The 23,105-nt window shown below is 68.5% G+C and carries 18 protein-coding genes and 5 tRNA genes; 3 read left to right on the top strand and 20 right to left on the bottom strand.

Going from position 1 to position 23,105, the window contains the following annotated elements; genetic code table 11:
- Window positions 1–6 precede the first annotated feature (6 nt).
- From FIU88_RS10365 to uvrY, 6 genes are all read right to left on the bottom strand, one after another.
- Window positions 7–93, bottom strand: a tRNA-Leu gene (locus tag FIU88_RS10365).
- 29 nt (window positions 94–122) lie between these two features.
- Window positions 123–196: transfer RNA gene (locus tag FIU88_RS10360), tRNA-Cys, on the bottom strand.
- A gap of 106 nt (window positions 197–302) precedes the next feature.
- A tRNA-Gly gene (locus tag FIU88_RS10355) sits at window positions 303–377 on the bottom strand.
- A gap of 62 nt (window positions 378–439) precedes the next feature.
- Window positions 440–988: a CDP-diacylglycerol--glycerol-3-phosphate 3-phosphatidyltransferase gene (gene pgsA / locus FIU88_RS10350; RefSeq protein WP_016855296.1), complete on the bottom strand. Its 549-nt coding sequence runs from the start codon at window positions 986–988 to the stop codon at window positions 440–442.
- 136 nt (window positions 989–1,124) lie between these two features.
- Window positions 1,125–2,939, bottom strand: a complete 1,815-nt coding sequence (gene uvrC / locus FIU88_RS10345; RefSeq protein WP_152479169.1) for an excinuclease ABC subunit UvrC — start codon at window positions 2,937–2,939, stop codon at window positions 1,125–1,127.
- A gap of 64 nt (window positions 2,940–3,003) precedes the next feature.
- Window positions 3,004–3,651, bottom strand: coding sequence for a UvrY/SirA/GacA family response regulator transcription factor (uvrY, locus tag FIU88_RS10340; RefSeq protein WP_152479168.1), 648 nt, complete (start codon window positions 3,649–3,651; stop codon window positions 3,004–3,006).
- A gap of 203 nt (window positions 3,652–3,854) precedes the next feature.
- Here uvrY and FIU88_RS10335 point away from each other — a divergent pair.
- The 3 genes from FIU88_RS10335 (at window position 3,855) to FIU88_RS10325 (ending at window position 8,569) form a co-directional block, all read left to right on the top strand.
- A tRNA-Ala gene (locus tag FIU88_RS10335) sits at window positions 3,855–3,930 on the top strand.
- Between the two features lie 656 nt (window positions 3,931–4,586).
- Window positions 4,587–8,252, top strand: a complete 3,666-nt coding sequence (putA, locus tag FIU88_RS10330; protein ID WP_152479167.1) for a bifunctional proline dehydrogenase/L-glutamate gamma-semialdehyde dehydrogenase PutA — start codon at window positions 4,587–4,589, stop codon at window positions 8,250–8,252.
- A gap of 241 nt (window positions 8,253–8,493) precedes the next feature.
- Window positions 8,494–8,569: transfer RNA gene (locus FIU88_RS10325), tRNA-Ala, on the top strand.
- Between the two features lie 170 nt (window positions 8,570–8,739).
- On the opposite strand, the gene FIU88_RS10320 is transcribed toward FIU88_RS10325, so the two are convergent.
- From FIU88_RS10320 to FIU88_RS10255, 14 genes are all read right to left on the bottom strand, one after another.
- The gene (locus FIU88_RS10320) at window positions 8,740–9,498 is read right to left on the bottom strand and encodes an SDR family NAD(P)-dependent oxidoreductase (protein WP_152479166.1); all 759 of its coding nucleotides are present in this window, start codon (window positions 9,496–9,498) and stop codon (window positions 8,740–8,742) included.
- A gap of 262 nt (window positions 9,499–9,760) precedes the next feature.
- Window positions 9,761–10,606, bottom strand: coding sequence for a 2,5-didehydrogluconate reductase DkgB (gene dkgB, locus FIU88_RS10315; protein ID WP_152479165.1), 846 nt, complete (start codon window positions 10,604–10,606; stop codon window positions 9,761–9,763).
- 20 nt (window positions 10,607–10,626) lie between these two features.
- Window positions 10,627–11,220: an NAD(P)H-dependent oxidoreductase gene (locus tag FIU88_RS10310; RefSeq protein ID WP_152479164.1), complete on the bottom strand. Its 594-nt coding sequence runs from the start codon at window positions 11,218–11,220 to the stop codon at window positions 10,627–10,629.
- Between the two features lie 326 nt (window positions 11,221–11,546).
- Window positions 11,547–12,704 (bottom strand): M20 family metallopeptidase, encoded by a 1,158-nt coding sequence (locus tag FIU88_RS10305; protein WP_152479163.1) that lies wholly within the window; start codon window positions 12,702–12,704, stop codon window positions 11,547–11,549.
- 139 nt (window positions 12,705–12,843) lie between these two features.
- The gene (locus FIU88_RS10300) at window positions 12,844–14,283 is read right to left on the bottom strand and encodes an aldehyde dehydrogenase family protein (RefSeq protein ID WP_152479162.1); all 1,440 of its coding nucleotides are present in this window, start codon (window positions 14,281–14,283) and stop codon (window positions 12,844–12,846) included.
- Entirely contained in the window at window positions 14,271–15,023 is a 753-nt protein-coding gene (locus FIU88_RS10295; protein ID WP_152479161.1) for an ABC transporter permease, read from the bottom strand. The genes FIU88_RS10300 and FIU88_RS10295 overlap by 13 nt, the downstream gene beginning before the upstream one ends.
- Window position 15,024: 1 nt before the next feature.
- Window positions 15,025–15,738 carry an ABC transporter permease gene (locus FIU88_RS10290; RefSeq protein WP_152479160.1) on the bottom strand — a complete coding sequence of 238 codons (714 nt, stop codon included), beginning with the start codon at window positions 15,736–15,738 and terminating at the stop codon, window positions 15,025–15,027.
- Between the two features lie 85 nt (window positions 15,739–15,823).
- Entirely contained in the window at window positions 15,824–16,591 is a 768-nt protein-coding gene (locus FIU88_RS10285; RefSeq protein ID WP_152479159.1) for a transporter substrate-binding domain-containing protein, read from the bottom strand.
- A 46-nt stretch (window positions 16,592–16,637) separates the two neighbouring features.
- The gene (locus FIU88_RS10280; protein ID WP_016855633.1) at window positions 16,638–17,441 is read right to left on the bottom strand and encodes an ABC transporter ATP-binding protein; all 804 of its coding nucleotides are present in this window, start codon (window positions 17,439–17,441) and stop codon (window positions 16,638–16,640) included.
- Between the two features lie 7 nt (window positions 17,442–17,448).
- Window positions 17,449–18,642, bottom strand: a complete 1,194-nt coding sequence (locus tag FIU88_RS10275) for a pyridoxal phosphate-dependent aminotransferase (RefSeq protein ID WP_152479158.1) — start codon at window positions 18,640–18,642, stop codon at window positions 17,449–17,451.
- A gap of 36 nt (window positions 18,643–18,678) precedes the next feature.
- Window positions 18,679–19,620 (bottom strand): ABC transporter substrate-binding protein, encoded by a 942-nt coding sequence (locus FIU88_RS10270; RefSeq protein WP_152479157.1) that lies wholly within the window; start codon window positions 19,618–19,620, stop codon window positions 18,679–18,681.
- Window positions 19,621–19,684: 64 nt separating this feature from the next.
- Complete coding sequence (locus FIU88_RS10265) at window positions 19,685–21,280, bottom strand: 5-guanidino-2-oxopentanoate decarboxylase (protein ID WP_152479156.1); 1,596 nt, start codon at window positions 21,278–21,280, stop codon at window positions 19,685–19,687.
- The gene (locus tag FIU88_RS10260) at window positions 21,277–21,864 is read right to left on the bottom strand and encodes an HD domain-containing protein (RefSeq protein ID WP_152479155.1); all 588 of its coding nucleotides are present in this window, start codon (window positions 21,862–21,864) and stop codon (window positions 21,277–21,279) included. Before FIU88_RS10260 ends, FIU88_RS10265 begins: the two co-directional genes overlap by 4 nt.
- Window positions 21,861–23,000 (bottom strand): TauD/TfdA family dioxygenase, encoded by a 1,140-nt coding sequence (locus FIU88_RS10255; protein ID WP_152479154.1) that lies wholly within the window; start codon window positions 22,998–23,000, stop codon window positions 21,861–21,863. The genes FIU88_RS10260 and FIU88_RS10255 overlap by 4 nt, the downstream gene beginning before the upstream one ends.
- Window positions 23,001–23,105: the final 105 nt, after the last annotated feature.

Here is a 23,105-nt window from a genome sequence, read left to right as displayed (position 1 = left end):
GAATCATGGTGCCCGGAGCCGGGCTCGAACCGGCACGGTGTTGCCACCGAGGGATTTTAAGTCCCTTGCGTCTACCAATTTCGCCATCCGGGCGGGGTTCGAGCGCACAGCTATAGGAATGATGGAGGCTGGAGTCGGAATCGAACCGGCGTACACGGAGTTGCAGTCCGCTGCATAACCACTCTGCCATCCAGCCTCAAGGATCGTGCCACCCGTGGGGGATGGAGCGAAGACGATGGCCCGTCTTGCGCATTGATCCGGTCGAGTCAGTTCTCTTCGTCGACGTTGCTCTTCGAAGAGAGTGGAGCGGGAAACGAGATTCGAACTCGCGACCCTCGCCTTGGCAAGGCGATGCTCTACCACTGAGCTATTCCCGCCTGACTCGAGGACGTATTATACGGATAAGTCGGTGACTGTCAAACGCTTTTCTGGAGATTCATTACATCGAGTCGCTGAGGTGCGGCCAGGCGGCACGCAGGTACTGGATCATCGACCACAGGGTCAGCAGTGCCGCGGCATAGAGGGTGACGACGCCGATCGTGGCGATCGGTGTGCCCGGGGCGAAGCCCAGCAGCAGCAGCAGGGCGATCATCTGCAGGGTGGTCTTCACCTTGCCGATCGAGGAGACGGCCACCGTGCCACGCTTGCCCATCTCGGCCATCCATTCGCGCAGGGCCGAGATCACGATCTCGCGGCCGATGATGACCAGCGCGGGCAGCGTCAGCCAGCTGGCATCGTAGCGCTCGATCAACAATGCCAGGGCCACGGCCACCATCAACTTGTCGGCGACCGGGTCGAGGAAGGCGCCGAAGGGCGTCGACTGATCCCAGCGCCGGGCCAGGTAGCCGTCCAGCCAATCGGTGATCGAGGCCAGGCCGAACAGCGCGCCGGTGGCCAGCATGCTCCACGAGAAGGGCAGATAGAACAGCACGACCAGCAGCGGGATGAAGACGATTCTGGCCAGGGTCAGGAGATTGGGAATGTTCATCGAAGCTGCGGTCCTTGCCTGAGGTGGGAACACGAAATATCCGGCCATTCTATCCGGCTCGGCGACACTCATCCATGTAGAGCGCGATGGATCGTGTCGTACGCCGGGCTGGAGCGTTGCCGATGCCCGGCGGCAGTCATCCGTGCAGGGCGCGATGGATCGTGTCGGCCAGGGTGGCGCTGATGCCCGGTACTCGTGCGAGCTCGTCACGGCTGGCCTGGCGCACCCCCTGCAGGCCGCCGAAGAAGCGCAGCAGTTCGCGTCGGCGGCGCGGACCGACGCCCGGGATGTCCTCGAGTGTCGAGGTGCGCCGTGCCTTGTCGCGCCGGGTGCGGTGGCCGGTGATGGCGAAGCGGTGCGATTCGTCGCGGATGTGCTGCAACAGGTGAAGCGCCGGGGAAGTGGCGTCGAGATCGAGGGTGCGATCGACGGTCTCCAGATAGAGGATCTCGAGGCCGGCCTTGCGGGTGCTGCCCTTGGCGACGCCGAGCAGCATCACGCCGGTCACACCGAGGTCGGCGAAGACCTCGCGGGCCATGTTGAGCTGGCCCTTGCCGCCGTCGACGACCAGGATGTCCGGCCGCGCCCCTTCACCCTGGGCGAGGCGCTTGAAACGACGGGTCAGGGCCTGGCGCATGGCGGCATAGTCGTCGCCGGGCTCGATGCCCTCGATGTTGAAGCGGCGATAGTCGGACTTGCGCGGGCCGTCGGCATCGAACACCACGCAGGAGGCCACGGTGGCCTCGCCCTGGCTGTGGCTGATGTCGAAGCATTCCAGGCGTTCCGGGGGCTGCTCGAGGCCGAGCGCCTCGCGCAGCGCCTCGAAGCGTCTGGCGAGCTGCGTCTGATTGGCCAGCTGGCCGGCCAGCTGCTGTTCGGCGTTGGTGCGGGCCAGCTCCTGCCACTGGGCGCGGTGGCTGCGCACCTGGTCGGTGACGCGAACCCGCTTGCCGGCATGCTCGCTCAGCGCCTGGGCCAACAGCTCCGCGTCCGGCAGCGCATGGCTGGTGATCACCTCGCCGGGAATCTCGCGGGCCTGGCCGAGATAGAACTGGCTGACGAACTCGCCGAGCAGCGCCTCGGGGCCGAGGTCCAGGCCGTTGGTCGGCTGGTGGTGGCGGGCACCCAGCAGTCGACCCTGACGAATGGCGAGTACCGAGATGCACAGTGCCCCGGGGCGAGAGGCCAGGGCGAAGACGTCCGCGTCGCCGCTGCCGGTGTCGACGAACTGGCGCTGTTGAAGCTGGCGTAGCTGCTGGATCTGGTCGCGCAGGCGAGCGGCTTCCTCGAACTCGAGGGCCTGGCTGGCGGCTTCCATGTCGCGGGTCAGCTCCTGGGTCACGGCCTCGCTCTTGCCCTCCAGGCACTGGATGGCGTGCTCCAGGTCGCGCCGATAGTCGGCCTCGGAGATGTAATCCACGCAGGGCGCCGTGCAGCGATCGATCTGGTACTGCAGGCAGGGCCGAGTGCGATGGGCGAAGACGCTGTCCTCGCAGTTGCGGATGCGGAAGATCTTCTGCATCAGCGACAGGCTCTCGCGCACCGCGGTGCTGCTGGGATAGGGGCCCAGATAGCGACCGTCGTCGTGGCGGGTGCGTGCCCGCTTGTATTCGAGCGCAGGAAACGGATGGCGGTCGGTGACGAACACGAAGGGGTAGGACTTGTCGTCGCGCAGCAGGATGTTGTACGGCGGGCGCTGTTCCTTGATCAGCGTCTGCTCGAGCAGCAGCGCCTCGGTCTCGCTGTTGGTGACCGTCACCTGGATGTCGGCGATGCGCGCGACCAGCGCCTGGGTCTTGGTGTTCAAGGCGCCGCGAAAGTAGCTGGCCAGGCGCGGCTTGAGTCGGCGTGCCTTGCCCACATAGAGCGTTTCGCCGCTCTCGTCGAGCATGCGGTAAACGCCGGGGGCTTCGGTGACGGTGGCGAGAAAGTGGCGCGAATCGAAACTCATCGGGCGGCGGTCTGGCGAGGATGGAGGCTCATCCTATCAGACTCGCCGCCAGGCGGGGCGGCGGCTATTCCACTTCGCTGAAGCCGTCGACCAGGCCGTGGCGCAGCCCCAGGTGGGTCAGTTCGACGTCGGAGTGCACGTTAAGCTTCTCGAAGATGCGATAGCGATAGGTGTTGACGGTCTTGGGGCTCAGAAACATGCGGTCGGCGATGTCGGCCACCTTCTGACAGTTGACGATCATCATCGCGACCTGCAGCTCGCGCTGGGACAGCTGGTCGAAGGGATTGTCGCTGGCGTCGATGCGCGACAGCACCAGGCGCTGGGCGATCTCCGGGCTGATGTAGCGTTGCCCGGCGAAGACGCCGCGCACGGCGGTCACCATCTCATCGTGCTGAGAACCCTTGCTGATGAAGCCTTGGGCGCCGGCGTCGAGCAGGCGCTGGGCGAAGGTGTCCTCGATGAAGGCGGTGAGCACCAGGATGCGGATGTCCTGGGTGAAGCGATGGATCTTGCGGGTGGCTTCCAGTCCACCGATGCCCGGCATGCGGATGTCCATCAGCACGATGTCCGGCTTGAGTTCACGGGCCAGACGAATGGCTTCCTCGCCATCCGCGGCTTCACCCACGATGGAGATGTCCTGCTCGGCGTCCAGCAGGTGGGCAATGCTGGTCCTTACCAAGTGATGGTCGTCGGCAACGAGAACCCTGATCAAGGCAGGTGCTCCTGAAAATGGTGTTGAGGATGTCTGGCGCGTTGGAAGGAGGCCACGGTCAGCCTCTAGCGTGGCACAACATTATCCTAAGGGGAATTGGTGTCATACCAAGGGGGGATTTTTCCCGCCAAGCTGTTGACGGACGGGGAGAATGTCCGTAGTATTCACCTCGTTCTCGCAAGGCAGAAACGGCGAGCAACAGTGGGGCCTTAGCTCAGCTGGGAGAGCGCAACACTGGCAGTGTTGAGGTCAGCGGTTCGATCCCGCTAGGCTCCACCAACGAATTCCGAGAAGCCGCCCGATGCATTGCATCGGGCGGCTTTTTTGTTTTTTCGTCGTTAGCCGACCGTCCAGGCGTCGTGAGTTAGCGCCGGGAGAGAAACGGCAAGATGTCCAGTTGGGCATTTTTCGGTGACATGTCAGGCGGCGGAGATGGCCATTATCTGGAGGCCCCAAGCCTTTCCCGGAAAGGCGTCATCGAGGCCACCGTGAATGCCTGGCGCCTCGGCTACGTTGCCTGCAGCGGACACCCGCTAACCCCCACCTCGTCTGTGCTGCGGCTGGGCCACAGAGTGTATCTACCGAAGAGAGGCCGCCTCTCGCGGCGCAATGCCGGAGGCTCTTTCACCTTTGTTCGGGGCATGCGGACGGTGCCGCCCGGGTGTCGTACTTCGCTGGGCGTTTGCCCGCCCCCGCCCGCCTGGCCGGTGAGCCGCTAGCCCTCGACCTTTCCCCCTTTCGGGTGACATGCTTCGCTGGGCGCAGCAGCGCACCCCGCGACGTCTGCCGCGGGAAAGCCTGAGAGCACCGCCGCGACCGCCTGCCTCTTCGGGCCTACCCCCAGGGCCCTATGCTAGTGTGTAACTTTCAACAACGACGATGCCATCCGCGCCCGAGAATCGCCGATGCGTGGCGCGTCGCCAGGGAGATCGACCATGAACGAAGCCAACCTTCATCCCCACGATGCCGTGAGCGAGCTGCGCTCGCGCATCCGCGCCCACTACGACGTCGACGAGTCGGAGGTGCTGCGCGGGCTGGTCGAGCGCATTGGGCTCTCGGAGGAGGAGCGCCGTCTGGTGGCCGAGGCCGGCGCCAACTATGTGGCGCGGGTGCGCAAGGAGACCTCGCCGTCGATGATGGAGTCGTTCCTGGCCGAGTACGGGCTCTCCACCGCCGAGGGCGTCGGTCTGATGTGCCTGGCCGAGGCGTTGCTGCGGGTGCCCGACGCCGAGACCATCGACGACCTGATCCACGACAAGATCGAGCCATCCGACTGGGGCGCGCACCTGGGCAAGTCGTCCTCGTCGATGGTCAACGCCTCGACCTGGGCGCTGATGCTGACCGGCAATGTGCTGGAAAAGGATCCCAAGGGGCCGGTGCGTGCGCTGCGCGGCCTGGTGCGGCGCATGGGCGAGCCGGTGGTGCGCACCGCCGTGGGCCAGTCGATGAAGGTCCTCGGCCGCCAGTTCGTGCTCGGCCAGACCATCGAGGAGGGCATGAAGAACGCCCGCGAGCTCGAGAAGCAGGGCTACACCTATTCCTACGACATGCTGGGCGAGGCGGCGCGCACCGACGACGACGCCCTGCGCTACCACGACGCCTATGCCACGGCGATTCGCGCCATCGCCAAGCAGGCCCAGGGCGACGTGCGCGGTAGCCCCGGCATCTCGGTGAAACTCTCGGCGCTGCATCCGCGCTACGAGACCACCCACCGCGACACCGTGATGAACGTCCTGGTGCCGCGCGCCCAGGAGCTGGTGAGGCAGGCGGCCAAGGCCAACATCGGCTTCAACATCGACGCCGAGGAGCAGGACCGTCTGGATCTGTCGCTGGACGTGATCGAGGCGCTGCTCGCCGACCCGGCGCTCGAGGGCTGGGATGGCTTCGGGGTGGTGGTGCAGGCCTACGGACGCCGCGCCGCGCCGGTGATCGAGGCCCTCCATGCCATGGCCGAGCGCTTTGATCGCAGGATCATGGTGCGCCTGGTCAAGGGCGCCTACTGGGACACCGAGATCAAGCTGGCCCAGGAGATGGGCGTCGAGACCTTCCCGGTCTTCACCCGCAAGGTCAACACCGACGTCAGCTACATGGCCTGCGCACGCATGCTGCTCGAGCGGCGCGATCGCATCTACCCGCAGTTCGCGACCCACAACGCCCACACCTGCGCCGCCATCATCGCCATGGCCGGTGACGACAAGGAGAGCTACGAGTTCCAGCGGTTGCACGGCATGGGCGAGTCGCTGCATCACATCGTTCGCCAGGCGGAGGGCACCCACTGCCGCATCTACGCGCCGGTCGGCGCCCACCGCGACCTGCTGGCCTACCTGGTGCGCCGCCTGCTGGAGAACGGGGCCAACTCCTCGTTCGTCAACCAGGTCGTGGACGACACCATTCCGCCGAGCGAGGTCTCCAAGGATCCGGTGGCCGAGCACGAGCGCCTGGGTGACGCCATCGCCAGCCCCTCGATCCGCCAGCCCGGCGAGCTGTTCGCCCCGGAGCGCAAGAACTCCCGGGGCTATCGGATCAACGAGCCGGCCTCGATCCTGCCGCTGATCTCGGCCCGGGAGGCCTTCGCCGACGCCACCTGGACGGCCGGGCCGATGCTCGCCGGGAGCCCGGCGCCCCAGGGCAAGGCGCGCGATGCGCGCTCTCCCGCCGACACCTCGAGGGTGGTCGGCCAGGTGCATGAGGCGACCCCGGAGGAGGTGGCGGCCGCGCTTGACGCCGCCGAGGACGGCTTCCAGGCGTGGTCGTCACGGCCGGTGGCCGAGCGCGCCGAGGTGCTGCGTCGCACCGCGGACCTCTATGAAGAGCACATCGCCGAGCTGACCGGGATCGCCACCCGCGAGGCCGGCAAGATGATCTTCGACGGTATCGCCGAGGTGCGCGAGGCGGTGGACTTCCTGCGCTACTACGCCAACGAGAGCGAGCGCCTCGAGGCCGAGGAGCCCGGCAGCGCCCGGGGCATCTTCGTCTGCATCAGCCCCTGGAACTTCCCGCTGGCCATCTTCACCGGCCAGATCGCCGCCGCGCTCGGGGCCGGCAACGCGGTGCTCGCCAAGCCCGCCGAGCAGACGCCGCTGATCGCCGCCCGTGCCGTCGAACTGATGCGCGAGGCCGGCCTGCCCGAGGCGGCGCTGCAGCTGCTGCCCGGCGACGGGCCGACGGTGGGCGCCCCCCTGACCAGCGATCCGCGCATCGCCGGGGTCTGCTTCACCGGCTCTACCGAGGTGGCGCAGATCATCCACAAGGCGCTGACCCAGAACGCCGGGCCGGACGCAGTCCTGATCGCCGAGACCGGCGGGCTCAACGCCATGATCGTGGACTCCAGCGCGCTGACCGAGCAGGCGGTGCGCGACATCCTGATCTCCTCCTTCCAGTCGGCCGGCCAGCGCTGCTCGGCGCTGCGCATGCTCTACGTCCAGGAGGAGGCGCGCGAGCGGCTCTTGACCATGCTCGACGGCGCCATGGACGCGCTGGTGATCGGCGATCCCTGGAACACCGACACCGACGTCTCGCCGGTGATCGACGCCGAGGCCCAGGCCGATATCACCGCCTACGTGGAGGCCCGGCGCAAGGCCGGCAAGCTCTTGAAGACCCTGCCGGCCCCGGACGTCGGCACCTTCGTCACCCCGGCGGTGGTCGAGGTCGGCGGCATCGAGGATCTGGAGCGCGAGGTCTTCGGGCCGGTGCTGCACGTGGCCACCTTCAAGGCGCGGGAGCTCGACGGGGTGGTCGACGCGATCAACGCCAAGGGCTACGGCCTGACCTTCGGCCTGCACACCCGCATCGACGATCGCGTGCAGCAGATCGTCGAGCGGATCCACGTCGGCAACGTCTACGTCAACCGCAACCAGATCGGCGCCATCGTCGGCTCCCAGCCCTTCGGCGGCGAGGGGCTTTCGGGCACCGGGCCCAAGGCCGGCGGGCCGCTCTACGTCACCCGCTTCCGCCGCACCGCCGAGGTCGAGCATCACGAGGCGCCCGGCGGCGAGGTGGTGGCGCTCGGCGAGCTGCAGTCCGCCCTCGACGGGCTCGATCCGCGCAACTGGGCGGCGCGGCCCGACCGGGTCGAGGTGCTGCGCCGGGCACTCTCCGGCCAGCGCGGGGTGATCCGCAAGGCGCTGGCCGAGGCCGCCTCCCTGGACATGACGCCCCAGACCCTGCCGGGGCCGACCGGGGAGAGCAACCGGCTGGCGATGTACCCCAAGGGACCGGTGCTCTGCCTCGGGCCGACGCTGGAGATCGCCGTCGCCCAGGCGGTGCAGGCGCTGGGAACCGGCTGCCCGGCGCTGATCGTCGCGCCGGGCGCGGCCGAGGCCGTCAAGCCGCTCGAGCGGGCCGGGGCGCCGGTCGCCGGGCGCGACGGCCGGGTCGAGGCCGAGACCCTCACCGCCCTCGAGGGCATCGTGGCGGTGGCCGCCGCCGGCAGCAGCGACTGGACCCGCGCGCTGCGCCTGGCGCTGGCCGAGCGCGACGGGCCCATCGTGCCGCTGGAGACCCAGATCATCGCCCCGGAGCGCTATGCGGTGGAGCGCCACCTCTGCATCGACACCACCGCCGCCGGTGGCAACGCCAGCCTGCTGGCCACCGCCGAGTAGGGCCCCGGCCCTCGTTTGCCCTCCCTGAGAGGGCAAGGTGCCCGGAGTCACTAAACGGCAAAACGCTGGCGGCGAGGCATGGCTCGCACGACATCATCGCGTCATGACCGTCGTGCGGGCCTTCTTGCGGCCGTGGCCGGGCTCGGTGCGATGTGGAAAAGATGATTCAAGGCTTGACGCTTGAGACTTTTCACCGTAGTATTCGCCTCGTTCTCGCAAGGCAGTACCGGCGAGCAACAGTGGGGCCTTAGCTCAGCTGGGAGAGCGCAACACTGGCAGTGTTGAGGTCAGCGGTTCGATCCCGCTAGGCTCCACCAAACGAATCTCGAAAAGCCGCCCGATGCCATGCATCGGGCGGCTTTTTTTGTGTGCGATTTTCCCCTCTCTCTTTCCTCCATTTTTCTTGGTCCGCCTCGGCTTGCTCACTGTCGCCGGACCGGTTCGGGAGCCGCTCGCCGAGCGGCGGCCCGGCGAGCGGGCATGCCCGTCAGTCGCGGTCGATGGCGAAGGGCGCCCAGGCTTGCCGCACGGGCATCACGTCCATGCGGTTGATGTTGATATGCGCGGGCAGGCTCGCGACGTAGAAGATCTGCTCGGCGATATCCTCGGCGGACAGCGGCGTCGTGCCTTGGTAGAGAGCGTCGTGGGCGTCCTGGTTGCCGCCGGTGCGCACCAGGGTGAACTCGGTCTCGGACAGGCCGGGGGCCACGTCGGTCACGCGCACGCCGGTGCCCAGCAGGTCGCAGCGCAGGTTGTAGCTGAACTGCTTGACGAAGGCCTTGGTGGCGCCATAGACATGGCTGCCGGGGTAGGGGGTGTCACCGGCCACCGAGCCGAGATTGATGATGCTGGTGCCGGCACCCTGTTCGATCAGCGTCGGCAACAGCGCATGAGTGACGTTGGCCAGCCCGCGGACGTTGGTGTCGATCATGGTGTGCCAGTCGGCGAGGTCGACCCGCTGCGCCGGCTCGGGCGCCAGGGCCAGGCCGGCATTGTTGACCAGGCAGGTCACGCCACGGAAGTCGTCGGGCAGGGCCTCGACCACGGCCTTCACCGCGGCGTCGTCGCGCACGTCGAGCACTGCCGTATGCACCGGCACCCGGTCTTTCAGTGCCTCACGCAGTTCGTCGAGGCGCTCCTCGCGACGGCCGGCGAGCACCAATGACCAGCCCGCCTCGGCGAAGCGGTGGGCACAGGCGCGTCCGAATCCGGAGGTGGCACCGGTGATGAAGGCGATACGGTTCATGGCTGACTCCTTTGCGGCATGAGCTCGAGGGGGCAGCCAGCATAGCGCGTCGAGGCGGCGGGGATCGATGGCGCCGATGGGCCACGGGCGGGACCGGCATGGCCGCCCCGCCCGTGGTGGCGGCTCCCTCTAGCCGGATTCAGCCCTTGAGGGCGCTCATCAGGCCGCGGGCGACCGGCTCCGAAAAAGGTGGGTTCTGCCCGGTGATTGGGTGGCCGCGGGCCCGTCATGCCGGGCCCGCGGAGACAATGTCGGCGGCGTGTCAGCGTGTCGCCGTCACCGTCGGTTCAGGCGTGGCTAAGTCCCAGGCCGGGGCGAAGTCCGGGTTGGCGATGCGCGCGCCGCGGTCGAGGGCGGCGATGGCCTGCATCTCCTCGTCGCTCAGGGTGAGCTCGAGGGCGACCAGGTTGCTGCGGATGTTCTTCGCCTTGGTGGAGGACGGAATGGTCACGATGCCCTGCTGGTTCAGCCAGGCCAGGGCGACCTGTGCCGGGCTGGCGTCATGGGCATCGGCGATGCGCGCCAGGGTCTCGTCTTCCATGACCTTGCCGACGGCCAGCGGCATGAAGGCGGTCACCGCGATGCCGTGGCGTTCGCAGTGCTCGATCAGCGCGCGGTTCTGCAGGAAGGGATGCACCTCGACTTGGTTGGTCGAAAGGGCACCCTCGCCGAGAATCTCGACGGCCCGGTCGAGCTGGGCGCGAGTGAAGTTCGAGACCCCGATATGACGGGTCTTGCCGGCCTGCTGCACGTCCTTGAGCGCCGTCAGGTAGTCGGCCATGGGCACTTCGTCGTTGGGCGAAGGCCAGTGGATCAGCAGCAGATCGACGTGGTCGGTGCCGAGTTTGTTCAGGCTCTCCTCGACGCTGGCTTCCAGGTCGCCGGGGGCGAGACGGTCGTGCCAGACCTTGGTGGTCAGGAAGATCTCCTCGCGAGGGATGCCGCTCTCGGCGATGGCCTGTCCGACCTCGGCCTCGTTGCCATAGAACTGGGCGGTGTCGATATGGCGATAGCCGAGCTCGAGCGCGGTCTGAATGCTCTGCTTGAGGGTGTCCCCCTCGAGGCGGAAGGTGCCGAAGCCGGGATTAGGCAGCGTTTGGGTCGTCATGCGAGCTCCTTGGGTCGGATTCAGGCGTTGTGGCGTTCGTCGAGGACGCGTATCAGGTGAGCCTGGTACGCGTCCCGGTGGGTATCGATGGCCGGTGCCTTGATCACGTCGTTGGCCAAGAAGGTCGGCAGGGCGCTCATGCCGAGGAATTCCAGCGCTTTGTGCACCGGGAAGTAGACGGCGTCGACGCCGCGGCCCTCGAAGAAGTCACCGGGGGCGTCGAAGGCTTCCTGCGGCGCGTTCCAGGTCAGTGACAGCAGGTAGCGCTTGCCCTGCAGCAGGCCGCCACTGCCGTACTGTCGGGTAGGGTCCTGACGCGAGCGGCCGTCGCTGGCGTAGAGCTTGCCATGGCCCGTGGTCAGCACTTCATCGAGATAGCGCTTCACCGTCCAGGGAGTGCCCATCCACCAGCCCGGCATCTGCAGGATGATGACGTCGGCCCACAGCCACTTGTCGACCTCGGCGTCTGCCGAGTAGCCATCGTCGATGCGTGTCTCCTGCAGGACGTGGCCCTGTTCGGCCAGGGTGCCGCGGGCGGTCTCGTGCAGGGTGTCGTTGTAGCGGCCGCCGGAGTGGGCATAGGCCTTGGCGCCGTTGAGCAGCAGGATGTTCATGGGCTTTCGTTAATCTCCTAATCAGTCGTACGTCCAAGGGTGGGGATCGGCATCCGGTGGTTCAATCGATAAAAGATGCAAAACATCTTTGCACCTGGTGCAAAAACGACGCGACGCCCCGCATCGAATGGCCCCGAGGAGGCGAGGGTGGACCGCCAGAAGGAGGCGCTCAGGCTGCTGCTGGCGGGGGTGGACAGCGGCGGTTTTAGTGCTGCGGCGCGGTTCTCATATGGCGGCGCGAGCGGATGAGGCGCCGGCGGAGCAGACATGGCGTTAGCTACCGGTCTCTCCTGCTCGATACCCGGAGTTCGATGGTGGTTTGCTGTCTACTGGCGGGTGCGCAAGTACTCGCGTGCCACGCCGGCCAGGAAGGTGCTGCCTGGTGAAAGCAGGTCGTCGTTAAAGTCGTAATGGGGCTGATGCAGGTCAGGGCTATCGGGCCGGTCACCGTTGCCGATCCAGCAATAGGCGCCGGGCTTGGCTTCAAGGAAGACGCCCATGTCCTCGGCGGCCAGGCTGATGGGATGGTCGACGAGGCGCTCCGGCCCCCACTGTGCCTCGACGACCGAGCGACACAGTGCGGCACAGTCGGGGTCATTGGCCACCGCGGGCGTTGAAGGCGAGTAGTGCAGCCTGGCGTCACACCCCGTGGCGAGTGCGATGCCCTCGGCGACCTGGCGGATTCGGGTCTCCAGTGTCTGCCTGACCTCGGGCGTGAAGCTGCGCGTGTCCCCCTTGACGGTGGCCGATGCCGGAATGATGTTGCTCGCATGCCCGCTGTGGATGCTGCCGGCGCTGATCACTGCGACATCCCTGGGATTCACGTTGCGGCTGACGATCTGGTGGACGGCGGTGATGAAGAGCCCGGCGGCCACGATGGGGTCGGCGCTCAGATGCGGCATGGCACCGTGCCCGCCCTTGGCGTGAAACTCGATCTCGAACTCGTCGCTGGAGGCCATGTGCGGCAGGTCATGCACCACGAAATGGCCCGCACTGACGCCCGGCCAGTTATGCAAGCCGAAGATGGCCTCGACGGGGAACCTGTCGAAGAGTCCATCGGCGAGCATGTCCGGCGCGCCGGTGCCGAGCTCTTCGGCCGGCTGAACGATCAACACCACCTGGCCCCGCTCGGGGCGGTGCCGAATGAGGTTCATGGCCGCCCCCACGAGCATCGCGGCATGGCCATCATGGCCACAGGCATGCATGGCACCGTCGTTCGCCGAACGGTAGGGCTTGCCCTGATCCTCGGTCATCGGCAAGGCATCCATATCGGCGCGCAGCGCGACGCCTATCCCGGGCGATTCGCCGTGAATGACGGCGACCAGCCCATGCCCACCGATGCCTTCGTGAAGTTCATCGACGCCGGCTTCCCTTAATGCGGTGGCCATTCGCCGGGCGGTCTTGCGCTCCTGCCCCGAGACCTCGGGATGGCGGTGTAGCTCCCGTCGCAGGGTCGTTAGCGTGGCGAGCTCGTGCTCCTTCATGGGGGCGTGTCTCCTGCAGAGGTAAGTGGTGGCGTTGGCTGTCCACCCGCCCGGGTGGCGGGCCTTGTCGGTCCGCGGGGGCCCGGCGGCTCACGCCCCGGAACCGACCATGCCGGCTTGGGGCGTGCGTCGGTCGGCCTCAGGCCGGTCGTGTGACGTAGCGCGTTTCCAGATAGGCCTCGAGCCCCTCGCGGCCGAGCTCGCGGCCGATGCCGCTACCCTTCATGCCGCCCCAGCCGAGCCCCGGTGGGGCGATCTGGTCGGTGTTGCACCAGACGTTGCCGGCGACGATCCGCACGGCCAGCGCCTCGGCACGCTCGGCGGTGCCGGCGACCACGCTGGCGGCCAGGCCGAAGGCGCTGTCGTTGGCCAGTGCCACCGCTTCATCGTCGTCGCGGAAGGTCCGCGCGCACAGCACCGGGCCGAATACCTCCTCGCGCCACAGCCGACTCGAGGTCGGCACATCGCGGAACACCCGCGGGGCGACGAAGTGGCCGTGGGCGGGCAGGGCGAGCGGCGGGGCGGTAGGCACGAGGCCTTCTTCCTCGGCCTCCGCCAGGTAGGCGTTCACCCGGCGGCGCTGGCCGGCGCTGACCAGCGGGCCCAGGGTGGTGGCCGGGTCGTGCGGATCGCCGGCGACGAGTTCGGCCACGGCGGCATCCAGACGCGCGTGCAGGGCATCGGCTACGGTCTCGTGGACCAGCAGCCGCGAGGTGGCCGAGCACATCTGGCCGGCGTTGTAGCAGAAGCCACCCAGCACCAGCGAGGCGGCGAGTTCCAGGTCGGCGTCCTCGGTGACGAGGATCGGCGACTTGCCGCCGAGCTCCAGCGAGACGTTGCGGGTGCCCCGGGTGGCCGCGGCCATCACCGCCTCGCCGACCCGGTTGCTGCCGGTGAAGGACAGCTTGTCGATGCCCGGATGAGCGGCGAGCGGCGCCCCGACGTTGCCGCCGTCGCCGTGCACCAGGTTGAAGACGCCGGGCGGCAGCGCGATTTCCTCGGCGATCTCGGCCAGCGCCTGCTCGGGCAGCGGGGTGACCTCGGAGGGCTTGAACACCACCGTGCAGCCGGCGGCCAGCGCCGGGGCCAGCTTCCAGGCGCTGCTGACCAGCGGGAAGTTCCAGGGCGTGATCAACCCGGCCACACCGGCCGGGTCTCGGTAGCGGCGCGACACCAGGCCCGCCGCATCGGTGGCCACGGTCTCGCCCTGGCGCGCGTCCAGCGCCCGAGCCTCGCCGGCGTAGAAGCGGTAGCAGGCGATGGCGTCGGACAGGTCCTGCTCGGCCTCGGCCAGCGGCTTGCCGTTGTTGCGGCTGGACAGCGCCGCGAGTGCGGCGCGGCGCCGTGCCAGGGCGTCGGCGAGGGCGTCCAGGGTATCGCCGCGTGCGGCGCCGCCGAGGGCATGCCAGCCGGGCAGGGCGCGCCGGGCGGCGCTGACGGCGGCGTCGACGTCCTGCGGCGAGCCGGCGGTGACCTCGGCGATTACCGTCTCGTGATAGGGATCGCCGACCGGCAGGCGACGGTGGCCGTGGCTCTCCCTCCAGCGGCCGTCGATGAAGTGATGGGTCAGTGCTTGCATGGGGCGCTCTCGGCTCGGCGAAGGGGGAAGCGGCGGCGGCGCGTCGGCTGCATGCCGGGGAAGTGACGCTCCACCTGGCGCAGCACCAGGGTCAGCACCACGGTCATGGCCAGGTAGATGCCGGCGATCAGCATCAGCGGCTCGTAGACCAGGAAGGTCTCGTCGCGAATGATGTTGGCGGCCTGCAGCAGGTCCATCAGGGCGATGGTGGAGACCAGCGGCACCGACTTGAGCAGCAGGATCATCTCGCCGGTCAGGGTCGGCAGACAGCGCTGGACGGCGCGCGGCAGCCACAGCCGGGCGAATACCTGGAAGGGCGACATGCCGAAGGCACGGCCGGCCTCGCGCTCGCCCGGGGGCACGCAGGCCAGGGCGCCGCGCAGCACCTCGCCGGAGTAGGCGCCGACGCTGAGGGTGAACGTCAGGGCGCCGTAGAAGAACGGATCGCGCAGCAGTGGCCAGATCGCACTGTCCTGCACGCCCGGAATGCCCTCCAGCAGCCGTCCGACGCCGTAGTAGAAGAAGAACAGCTGCACCAGCAGCGGGGTGCCGCGCATCACGATGGTGAAGCCCTTGGCCAGCATGGCCAGTGGTCGCGGACCCTTGAGGCGTGCCATGGCCACCGCCACGGCCAGTGTCATGCCGGCCACGGCGGAGACCGCCAGCAGCCACAGGGTATTGACGAACCCTTCGATCAGATATTCCTGATAGAACGGGTCCTGCAGCCAGGAAAAATCCATGTCAGGCCTCCTCGCCGGTCGGCTGTCCGCGGCGCACGCGCCGCTCGAGGCGCGTGAACAGCGCCGTGGAGGTCAGCGTCATGGCCAGGTAGATGACCCCGGCGGCGGCGTAGAACAGGAAGTGGGCGCGGGTGCTGGCCGCGGCCTGCTGGATGGTGAAGAACAGCTCGCTGAAGCCGATCACGCTGATCAGTGCGGTGTCCTTGATCAGGATCAGCCACAGGTTGGACATTCCAGGCAGGGCATTGGGCAGCATGGCCGGGACCACGATGCGGTGGAAGCGGTCCCAGGCGGAGAAGCCGAAGGCATCGGCGGCCTCGAGCTGACCGCGGGGGATCGCCAGGATGGCGCCGCGCAGTACCTCGGTCATGTAGGCGCCCTGGACGAAGGCCAGCACGCCCACGGCGGTGACGAAGCCGTTGATGGCCACCTGACCGGGCAGTCCCATGGCGTTGGTCAGGGCGGTGAGCGCCTGAGAGCCGGCGTAGTAGAGCAGGATGATCAGCAAAAGCTCGGGGACCGCCCGCACCGCGGTGGAATAGACGGTGGCCAGGCCGCGCAGCGGGGCCCAGGGGCTGAGCCTGGCACTGGCGCCGAGCAGCCCCAGCACCAGGCCGATGGCATAGGCCAGCACGGCGATCTCGAGGGTCGTGAGCGCCCCCTGAAGAATCGGGCCGGCCCAGTCGAGCAGTCCCTCTTGGGATACGTTGTTCATGCGAGAGTCGCGTCCTTGATGAGACAGGGCGAGGCCGGCAGGCGAAGGGCATTGCCTGCCGGACGAGCGTCGTCGAGGACCGGGATCAGGTGCAGATATCGGTGCCGAAGTACTTCTCGGAAAGCGTGCCGCAGGTGCCGTTCTCCCGGACCTCGGCAATGGCCGCGTTGAGTTCGTCCCTCAGGGCTTCGTCGCCCTGGCGCAGGCCGAGGCCGATACCATCACCGAAAGCGTCGTGGCGGGGGGCGATGCCCTTGACTTCGTAGCCCTCGGCCGCGTCACGCTCGAGGAATTCGACCATGGCGATCTCGTCGGCCAGGATCACGTCCAGGCGGCCGGACAGCAGGTCGCGGTTGACCTGTTCGGCCTGGTCGTAGAGGCGGATGTCGTCGACGCTGTCGCGCAGGGCGCGGCGTGCGTAGGTGGCCTGGGTGGTCGCGGCCTGTACGCCGAGCACGTAGTCGCCGAGCCCGTCGGGAATCTCGAGGTCGAGATCCTCGGCGGCCACGTAGGCGCTGCCCGAGAAGTAATAGGGATCACTGAAGTCGATGACCCGCTGGCGTGCCTCGGTGATCGACATGGAGTTCATGATCATGTCGATGCGCCCGGCCTTGAGCGAGGGAATGATGCCGCTCCAGCCGGTGGGGGTGATCTCACAGGAGCGCGAAATGGCGTCGCAGAGGGCCATGCCCAGCTCGACCTCGAAGCCGGTCCACTCGCCGTCGGAGGACGTGTAGGTGAAGGGCGGATAGGGTTCGGCGGAGATGCCGATCTTCAGCGGTTCGCCGGCCTGGGCGGTGGCGGAGAGGCCGAGGGCGGCCGCGGCGGTCAGGGCGATCAGGGGACGGTTCATGCAGTTCTCCTTGGTATTGTCGTGTCGGGAGGGAAGGGCCGGTCGGTCAGGCGGCCGGGGCGACGAAGCGTCGACAGCGCGGGTCCCGGCTCTCCTCGAAGACCTGGCGCGGTGAGCCGGCCTCGCCGACGAAGCCGCGGTCGAGGAACACCACCTGGTCGGAGACCTCGCGGGCGAAGGCCATCTCATGGGTCACCATCACCATGGTGCGGCCCTCGGCGGCCAGGTCGCGGATCACGCCGAGCACCTCGCTGACCCGTTCGGGGTCGAGCGCCGAGGTGGGCTCGTCGAACAGCAACAGGCGCGGCTCCATGGCCAGCGCCCGGGCGATGGCCACGCGCTGCTGCTGGCCGCCGGACAGGAAGGCCGGGTAGCCGTCGCGCTTGTCGGCCATGCCGACCCGCTCCAGGTAGTGCTCGGCACGTTCGATGGCGCGACGCTTGGAGAGGCCCTGGACGCGCATCGGCGCCTCGGTGACGTTGCCCAGCACCGTGAGGTGGGGCCAGAGGTTGAACTGCTGGAAGACCATGCTGACCTTGGCGCGCAGCCGCTGCAGCTGGCGCCGGTCGAGGCCGACGATGTCGCCCTGGGGATTGCGGTCGAAGCGGATCGTCTCATCCGCAATCGCCAGATCGCCCTGGTCGGGCCGCTCCAGCAGGTTGAGGCAGCGCAGCAGGGTGCTCTTGCCCGAGCCGCTGGCGCCGATGATCGAAGTGACGCTGCCCTCGGGCACTTCCAGGGACACGTCGCGCAGCACCTCGAGGTCGCCGTAGCGCTTGACGAGGTGATGGACCTCCACCGCCAGGCGGTGGGAGGCATCGGGGGAGAGAGCTTGGCTCGATGATGTCATAGGCGACTCACTCGGTGGTGGAAAGGGAGCCGGCGCGGGCCCGTTCGGCGACGCGAGCCAGGCGCTGGCAGGCGTCGTTCAGGCGGGCGACGTCGACGGTCAGGCTCAGGCGCACGAAGCCGGCGGCGGAGGGGCCGAAGGCCTCGCCGGACAGCACCGAGACGCCCTGCTCGTCGAGCAGGCGGTCGGCGAAGGCCTGGGACGACAGCCCGGTGGCGCGGATATCGATCATCAGGAACATGCCGGCCGCGGGCGTGATGACCTCCAGCGCCGGGCAGCCGGCGAGGGCGGCGACCACGGCGTCGCGGCGGCCACGATAGGTCTCGCGCATGGCGTCCAGCTCGGGCAGGGGCTCGCGCAGGGCATCGCGGGCGGCGTCCTGGATGAAGTCCGGGCAGCCGTAGAGCATGCACAGCGCCAGGTGGCTCATATGCTCGATCAGGGGGGCCGGGCCCAGCACCCAGCCCAGTCGCCAGCCGGTCATGGCATGCGACTTGGAGAGGCTGTCGATCACCACGGTGCGGCTGGCCATGTCGGGGAGGCTCGCGGCGCAGACGTGTTTGCCCTCGAAGATCAGCTCGGCATAGACCTCGTCGGAGATCAGCCACAGGTCGTGACGCCGGCACAGCGCGGCGATGTCCTCCCAGGCCGCGGCGTCGATCAGCTGGCCGGTGGGGTTGTGGGGGCTGTTGAGCAGGATCGCCCGGGTGCGCGGGGTGATGGCCGCCTCGAGGTCGGCCACGTCCAGGCGGAAGCCGGCGTCGCCGCGCAGGGGGATGTGCACCATGCGCGCGCCGGTGGACTGCAGCACCGCCTCGTAGGTGACGTAGCTCGGCTCGGGGACGATCACCTCATCGCCCGGATCGAGCAGGCACTGGGCGGCGGCGTAGAGCCCGCACTGGGCGCCGGACATCACGATCAGCCGTTCCGGCGTGACCTCCAGGCCGCGGGCGCGGTAGCGCTCGGCGATGGCCTCGCGCAGGGCGAGTTTACCCTGCACGTCGGGGTAGTGGGTGGCGCCGGCGCGCAGGCTTTTCACCGCGCCCTCGACGATCGGCGCCGGGGTGTCGAAGTCCGGGTCACCCACCGACAGCACGGTGATGTCCTCGCCGGCGGCCCGGCGGGCCAAAGCGCGGTTATGGATGTCCCAGGCGGCGGCGCCCTCGCCGGCGATCCGCTCGGTCAGTCGGGAATAACGCATCGATGTCTCGCTCTGTCGTGAATCTGGTCGGGCCACCTAGAGGCTGGCCTTGAACGCGGTCAGGGCGTCCTCGCCGTCGCGGGTGGTGACGCCCTCGAGGAAGCTGGCCACGCGCTCGGGATGGGCGACCAGCCACTCATGGGCGACGTCCTCGAGCTCACGCTCCTTGAGGCTGTATTCGAGGATGAACTCGCTCTGTTCGTCGGCGCTGAGCTCGAACTGATCGAGCAGGCGAGTGAGGTTCGGGTTGGCCTCGGCATAGCCCTTGGCGACGATGGTCTTGACGTCGCTGCGGCCGCCGTCGGCGCCGAAGATATCGGCCGAGTCGTCGAGGATGTGCACGTCGTATTCGGGCACCATCCAGTGCGGTGTCCAGCCGTAGAAGAGGATCCAGCGCTGCTGCTCCACGGCGCCATTGACCTCGCTGAGCATGCCTGGCGTCGAGGAGGCCATGAGTTCCCAGCCCTCGAGCCCGTGGGTGTTGCTGTCGATGGCGCCGTCGATCATGTCGGTGATCGTCGAGCCGCTCTCGATGCTGTAGACGGTCCGCTCGAAGCGCTCGGCGATGGCCGGGGCGGCGAGCTGTTCGGCGCGGGTGATGCCGGCCTCGTAGACGTAGTCGGGCACCGCGAAGCCCATGCGGGCGCCGTTGACGTTGTTGCCCAGGTCGACGATGGCATCGGCCTCCATGGCGGCGTCGTAGCTCTCCTGCTGGGCGGGCATCCAGCCGGCCAGGAAGGCATCGCTGTCGCCGCTCTGCAGGGTGCTATAGCCCACCGTCGAGCTGATTTCCAGGGTCTCGGTGGTATAGCCCAGCGGCTCGATCAGCTGTGAGAAGATCTCGCTCTTCACGGTCACGCCGGGCCAGGGCGGCACGACCAGGCGAAGGCGGTCGTCGCGGTCGTTCGACAGTGCCGGGCCGGCCAGGGTCAGGCCGGCGATCAGGCTCAGGGTCAGGGTCGTGGTCTGCGTCTTCATGTTTCGACGTCTCCTTGTGGAGTGGGCCGGCTCGGGCCGGCCATGGAAAGGGGAGGACGAACGTTCAGAGTGATGCCGCCCAGGCGGCGGCATCGACCTCGATGATCAGCGGGCTTTCCGCCTCGCAAAGCCGGCCCAGGGCGTCGTGCAGGCTCGCCGGGTCGGTGACGCCGAGATGGCGGCAGCCGTAGGCCTCGGCCAGGGCGCGGAAGTCCGGGGCGGCCAGGTCGACGCCGAGATGCGGCACCTCGCTCATCGACATGTAGCGGCGGATCTCGTCGTAGCCGTCGTTGTTCCAGATCACCAGGGCCACCGGCCGGCCCAGGTCGCGGGCGGTGCCGAGCTCGCCGAGCACGAACTGCAGGCCGCCGTCGCCGACCAGGGCGACTACCGGCTGGTCCGGGGTTGCCACGGCAGCGCCCAGGGCGGCGGGCAGGCCATAGCCGAGGGTGCCGAAACCGGTGGCGGCGTTGAACCAGCGCCTCGGCGCCGGCATCGCGGCCAGGAAGTTGCCGGCGTAGACCGGGCCGGTGGAGTCGCCGACCACGATCGCCTCGGGCAACGCCTCACGCAGGGTGGCGAAGAGCGGCACATAGGGCGCGAGCTCCGGATCCACGGCCAGCGCCAGTGCCTCGCGCACGGCGGCAGTGCGGATGGCCCCGTCGCGATTCGCCCCCTCGGGCAGGACGTCGAGCAGGGCGCGCATGGCCTGGCCGGCCTCGGCGAGCAGGGCGAGATCCGCGGCCTGGTTGCGGCCCAGCTGCTGCGGGTCGATGTCGATGCGGATCAGACGGCCGTCGAGCCGAAAGCCCTCGTCGAACACCAGGTCGTAGTCGGTCTCGCCGAGTTCGGTGCCGATCGCCAGCACCACGTCGGCCTCGGCGGCCAGCCGGCGTCCCGCGGGCAGGCTCTGGGTGGCGCCGAGATCGAGTGGATGGTCGAGGCCCAGCACGCCCTTGGCGTTGATGGTGGTGAAGGCCGGGGCGTCGAGGCGCTCGACCAGGGCCCGGGCGGTCTCCGGCGCGGCGGCGGTGCCGCCGCCGAGCAGCACCAGCGGGCGCTCGGCGCCTGCCAGCCACTCGCCGGCCCGGGCCAGCGCCTCGGGTGCGGGGGCGGGTGGAAACACCGCTGCCGGTGTCGGCACGGCCTCCGGGGCGGAGGCGATCATCACGTCGAGCGGGATCTCGAGATGCACCGGGCCCGGGCGGGCGCTCGCGAACACCGCAAAGGCGCGGGCCAGCACTTCGGGCAGCGCCGCCGGGTCATGCAGGGTGTGGCTGAACACGCTGACGCCCGAGAGCGTCTCGCCCTGGTGCGGCATCTCGTGCAGCCGCCCCTGACCGCGGCCCAGGGTGGCGCGCTGGTTGACGCTGGAGATCACCAGCATCGGCACCGAGTCGGCCAGGGCCTGGCCCATGGCGGTGGCGATATTGGTCATGCCGGGGCCGGAGATGATGAAGCAGGCCGCGGGCCTGCCGCTGGCCCGGGCGTAGCCGTCGGCCATGAAGCCGGCGCCTTGCTCGTGGCGCGGAGTGACATGGCTCAGGCCGCTGTCGCCCAGGGCGCGATACAGCTCGATGGTATGCACGCCGGGGATGCCGAAGGCGGTGTCGACGCCGTGGGCCTCGAGCAGGGCGATGAGGTGTCGGGCGCAGTTCATGAACGAGTCTCCTCCTCGACGATGGGCGGCAGGCCGCCGAAGGGCGCCCGCGTCAGCACCCGCTCCACCATCGGCACGAAGTGCTCGAGCGGCAGGGTGTCGTAGTCCGGGTCGAAGCTGGCCTGATCCCAGTCGTCGCAGAAGCGCACCGTGCGCCCATAGGCCGGATGGTCACGGAACTGTTCGCGGGCGTGGCGATCGAGGCCGAAGTAGTGGCGGTAGTGATAGCCCTGAAACAGCTCGTGATGACGGATCATCCAGGCGTTGAGCGGATCGATGAACGGCTCGAGGATGCCCGCGGCGATCTCGGCGTGGTTGGCCGGTGCCAGGTCGTCGCCGATGTCGTGGAGCAGGGCGCAGACCACCATCTCCTCATCGGCACCATCACGCAGCGCGCGCGAGGCGGTCTGCAGGCAGTGCTCGTAGCGATCCACCGGGTAGCCGTGGGTATCGCCGGCCAGGCGGTGCAGGTGCTCGAGCACCCGGCGTGGGGCGTCGGCGACGTAGTCGCGGAAGCGATCGTCGATCAGCGCCCACTCGTCGCGGTTGGCCTCGCCGAAGTGGCGAAAACGGGCCTGGTTCATGCGACCTCCTCGGGGATGGCGACGTCGCTCAGCCGGTGGCGGAGGGTCAGGCGGCGGCTGGCGGTGCTGTCGCGATCGACGTAGCCCTGGCGCAGGTGGCGCACGCCGCCGGCCAGCTCAAAGGCACGGCGGCCGTGGAACAGGCGGTAGTTGTCCATGATCAGCATCTGCCCCGGGTCCAGCTTGAGGTTCACCGTGAGCTCATCCGAGGTGATCAGCGCATAGAAGGCGTGGCGCGCGGCGTAGTAGCGCTCGAGCTCGTCCGCCGGCAGGGCGTCGACCCGTTCGGTGCGGTTGTTGAAGCGCACGCGGCTTATCCGGCCCTGGCCGTCCAGCTCGATCAGCGGGCCTTCGCTCTCCAGCCAGGTGTCTTCGTCGCGATAGTGGAAGCGCGGCGAGACGCGGGTCAGGCAGTCGAAGGCCGCCGGGTCGCGCTCGCGCAGCATCTGGGCGGCGCGATAGCCATCGACCAGGGTGCTGTCGCCGCCGTCGGCGGCATTGGTCAGGCAATGCAGCCAGATATAGCCCGGGATCGGGTCGCGGTAGGGGTTGTCGGTATGCGGCTCCAGGCCACGCTGGGTCATGGTCAGGTCGTAGGCGTTGGCCACCGACCTGACGTCGGCGATGCCGCCCCAGTTGGTGCGGCGCAGCGGGCCGACGCGATCGATGAGGGCCTGCATGCCGTGTTCGTCGGTGGGCACGCCGGAGACCATGACGACGCCATGGCGATGCAGCCCCTCGAGCATCCCGAGCAGGGCCGTATCGTCGGCAACGGCGGCGGCGAAGTCGGCATGGGGCAATGCGGTGACGTCGGCCTCCCACAGGGTACGGCCCGGCACGATGTCGCCATGATGGGCGCCACCTGCTTCCAGCGTGGCCAGCGGAAAGCGCGTGGCGTGCCCGTCACTGAAGCGCAGGGCCAGGGCATCGCCGTCCATCTCGGCGTGTTCCACGGCGAGATCCAGGGGCAGCTCGGCGGCCTCGATCAGGCGCTGGCCGGTGCCTGGGTCCAGGGTCTCGGCGTCGGGTGCGCGCTCGCGCAGCCACAGGGCCGCGAGCTCGCGAGAACGGCCATCGAGGTCGAGGGTCAGGCGCTTGCCGTCGGCGGACAGCGTTACCTTGGCGCTTGCAGTCATGGCGAGAAATCTCCGGATGGTCAGGGCGTGAGCGGTCGTGGTCAGCGGCGCCGATGACGTGACACCTCTGTACCCTAACGTCGGATTGGCGGTAGAATTTGATGA

The sequence above is a fragment of the Halomonas sp. THAF12 genome (genome assembly GCF_009363675.1).
Taxonomy (GTDB): Bacteria; Pseudomonadota; Gammaproteobacteria; order Pseudomonadales; family Halomonadaceae; genus Halomonas; species Halomonas smyrnensis.
Note: the sequence above shows the minus strand (reverse complement) of the source record. Positions and strands in the feature narration are given on the sequence as shown.

Coding starts and splice junctions, on each gene's coding strand:
- FIU88_RS10290 (WP_152479160.1), bottom strand. CDS start 15,738: ATGAACAACGTATCCCAAGAGGGACTGCTCGACTGGGCCGGCCCGATT.
- dkgB (WP_152479165.1), bottom strand. CDS start 10,606: ATGACGACCCAAACGCTGCCTAATCCCGGCTTCGGCACCTTCCGCCTC.
- FIU88_RS10275 (WP_152479158.1), bottom strand. CDS start 18,642: ATGCGTTATTCCCGACTGACCGAGCGGATCGCCGGCGAGGGCGCCGCC.
- FIU88_RS10305 (WP_152479163.1), bottom strand. CDS start 12,704: ATGAAGGAGCACGAGCTCGCCACGCTAACGACCCTGCGACGGGAGCTA.
- FIU88_RS10320 (WP_152479166.1), bottom strand. CDS start 9,498: ATGAACCGTATCGCCTTCATCACCGGTGCCACCTCCGGATTCGGACGC.
- putA (WP_152479167.1), top strand. CDS start 4,587: ATGAACGAAGCCAACCTTCATCCCCACGATGCCGTGAGCGAGCTGCGC.
- FIU88_RS10265 (WP_152479156.1), bottom strand. CDS start 21,280: ATGAACTGCGCCCGACACCTCATCGCCCTGCTCGAGGCCCACGGCGTC.
- FIU88_RS10280 (WP_016855633.1), bottom strand. CDS start 17,441: ATGACATCATCGAGCCAAGCTCTCTCCCCCGATGCCTCCCACCGCCTG.
- FIU88_RS10260 (WP_152479155.1), bottom strand. CDS start 21,864: ATGAACCAGGCCCGTTTTCGCCACTTCGGCGAGGCCAACCGCGACGAG.
- FIU88_RS10270 (WP_152479157.1), bottom strand. CDS start 19,620: ATGAAGACGCAGACCACGACCCTGACCCTGAGCCTGATCGCCGGCCTG.
- FIU88_RS10310 (WP_152479164.1), bottom strand. CDS start 11,220: ATGAACATCCTGCTGCTCAACGGCGCCAAGGCCTATGCCCACTCCGGC.
- pgsA (WP_016855296.1), bottom strand. CDS start 988: ATGAACATTCCCAATCTCCTGACCCTGGCCAGAATCGTCTTCATCCCG.
- FIU88_RS10285 (WP_152479159.1), bottom strand. CDS start 16,591: ATGAACCGTCCCCTGATCGCCCTGACCGCCGCGGCCGCCCTCGGCCTC.
- uvrC (WP_152479169.1), bottom strand. CDS start 2,939: ATGAGTTTCGATTCGCGCCACTTTCTCGCCACCGTCACCGAAGCCCCC.
- FIU88_RS10295 (WP_152479161.1), bottom strand. CDS start 15,023: ATGGATTTTTCCTGGCTGCAGGACCCGTTCTATCAGGAATATCTGATC.
- FIU88_RS10300 (WP_152479162.1), bottom strand. CDS start 14,283: ATGCAAGCACTGACCCATCACTTCATCGACGGCCGCTGGAGGGAGAGC.
- FIU88_RS10255 (WP_152479154.1), bottom strand. CDS start 23,000: ATGACTGCAAGCGCCAAGGTAACGCTGTCCGCCGACGGCAAGCGCCTG.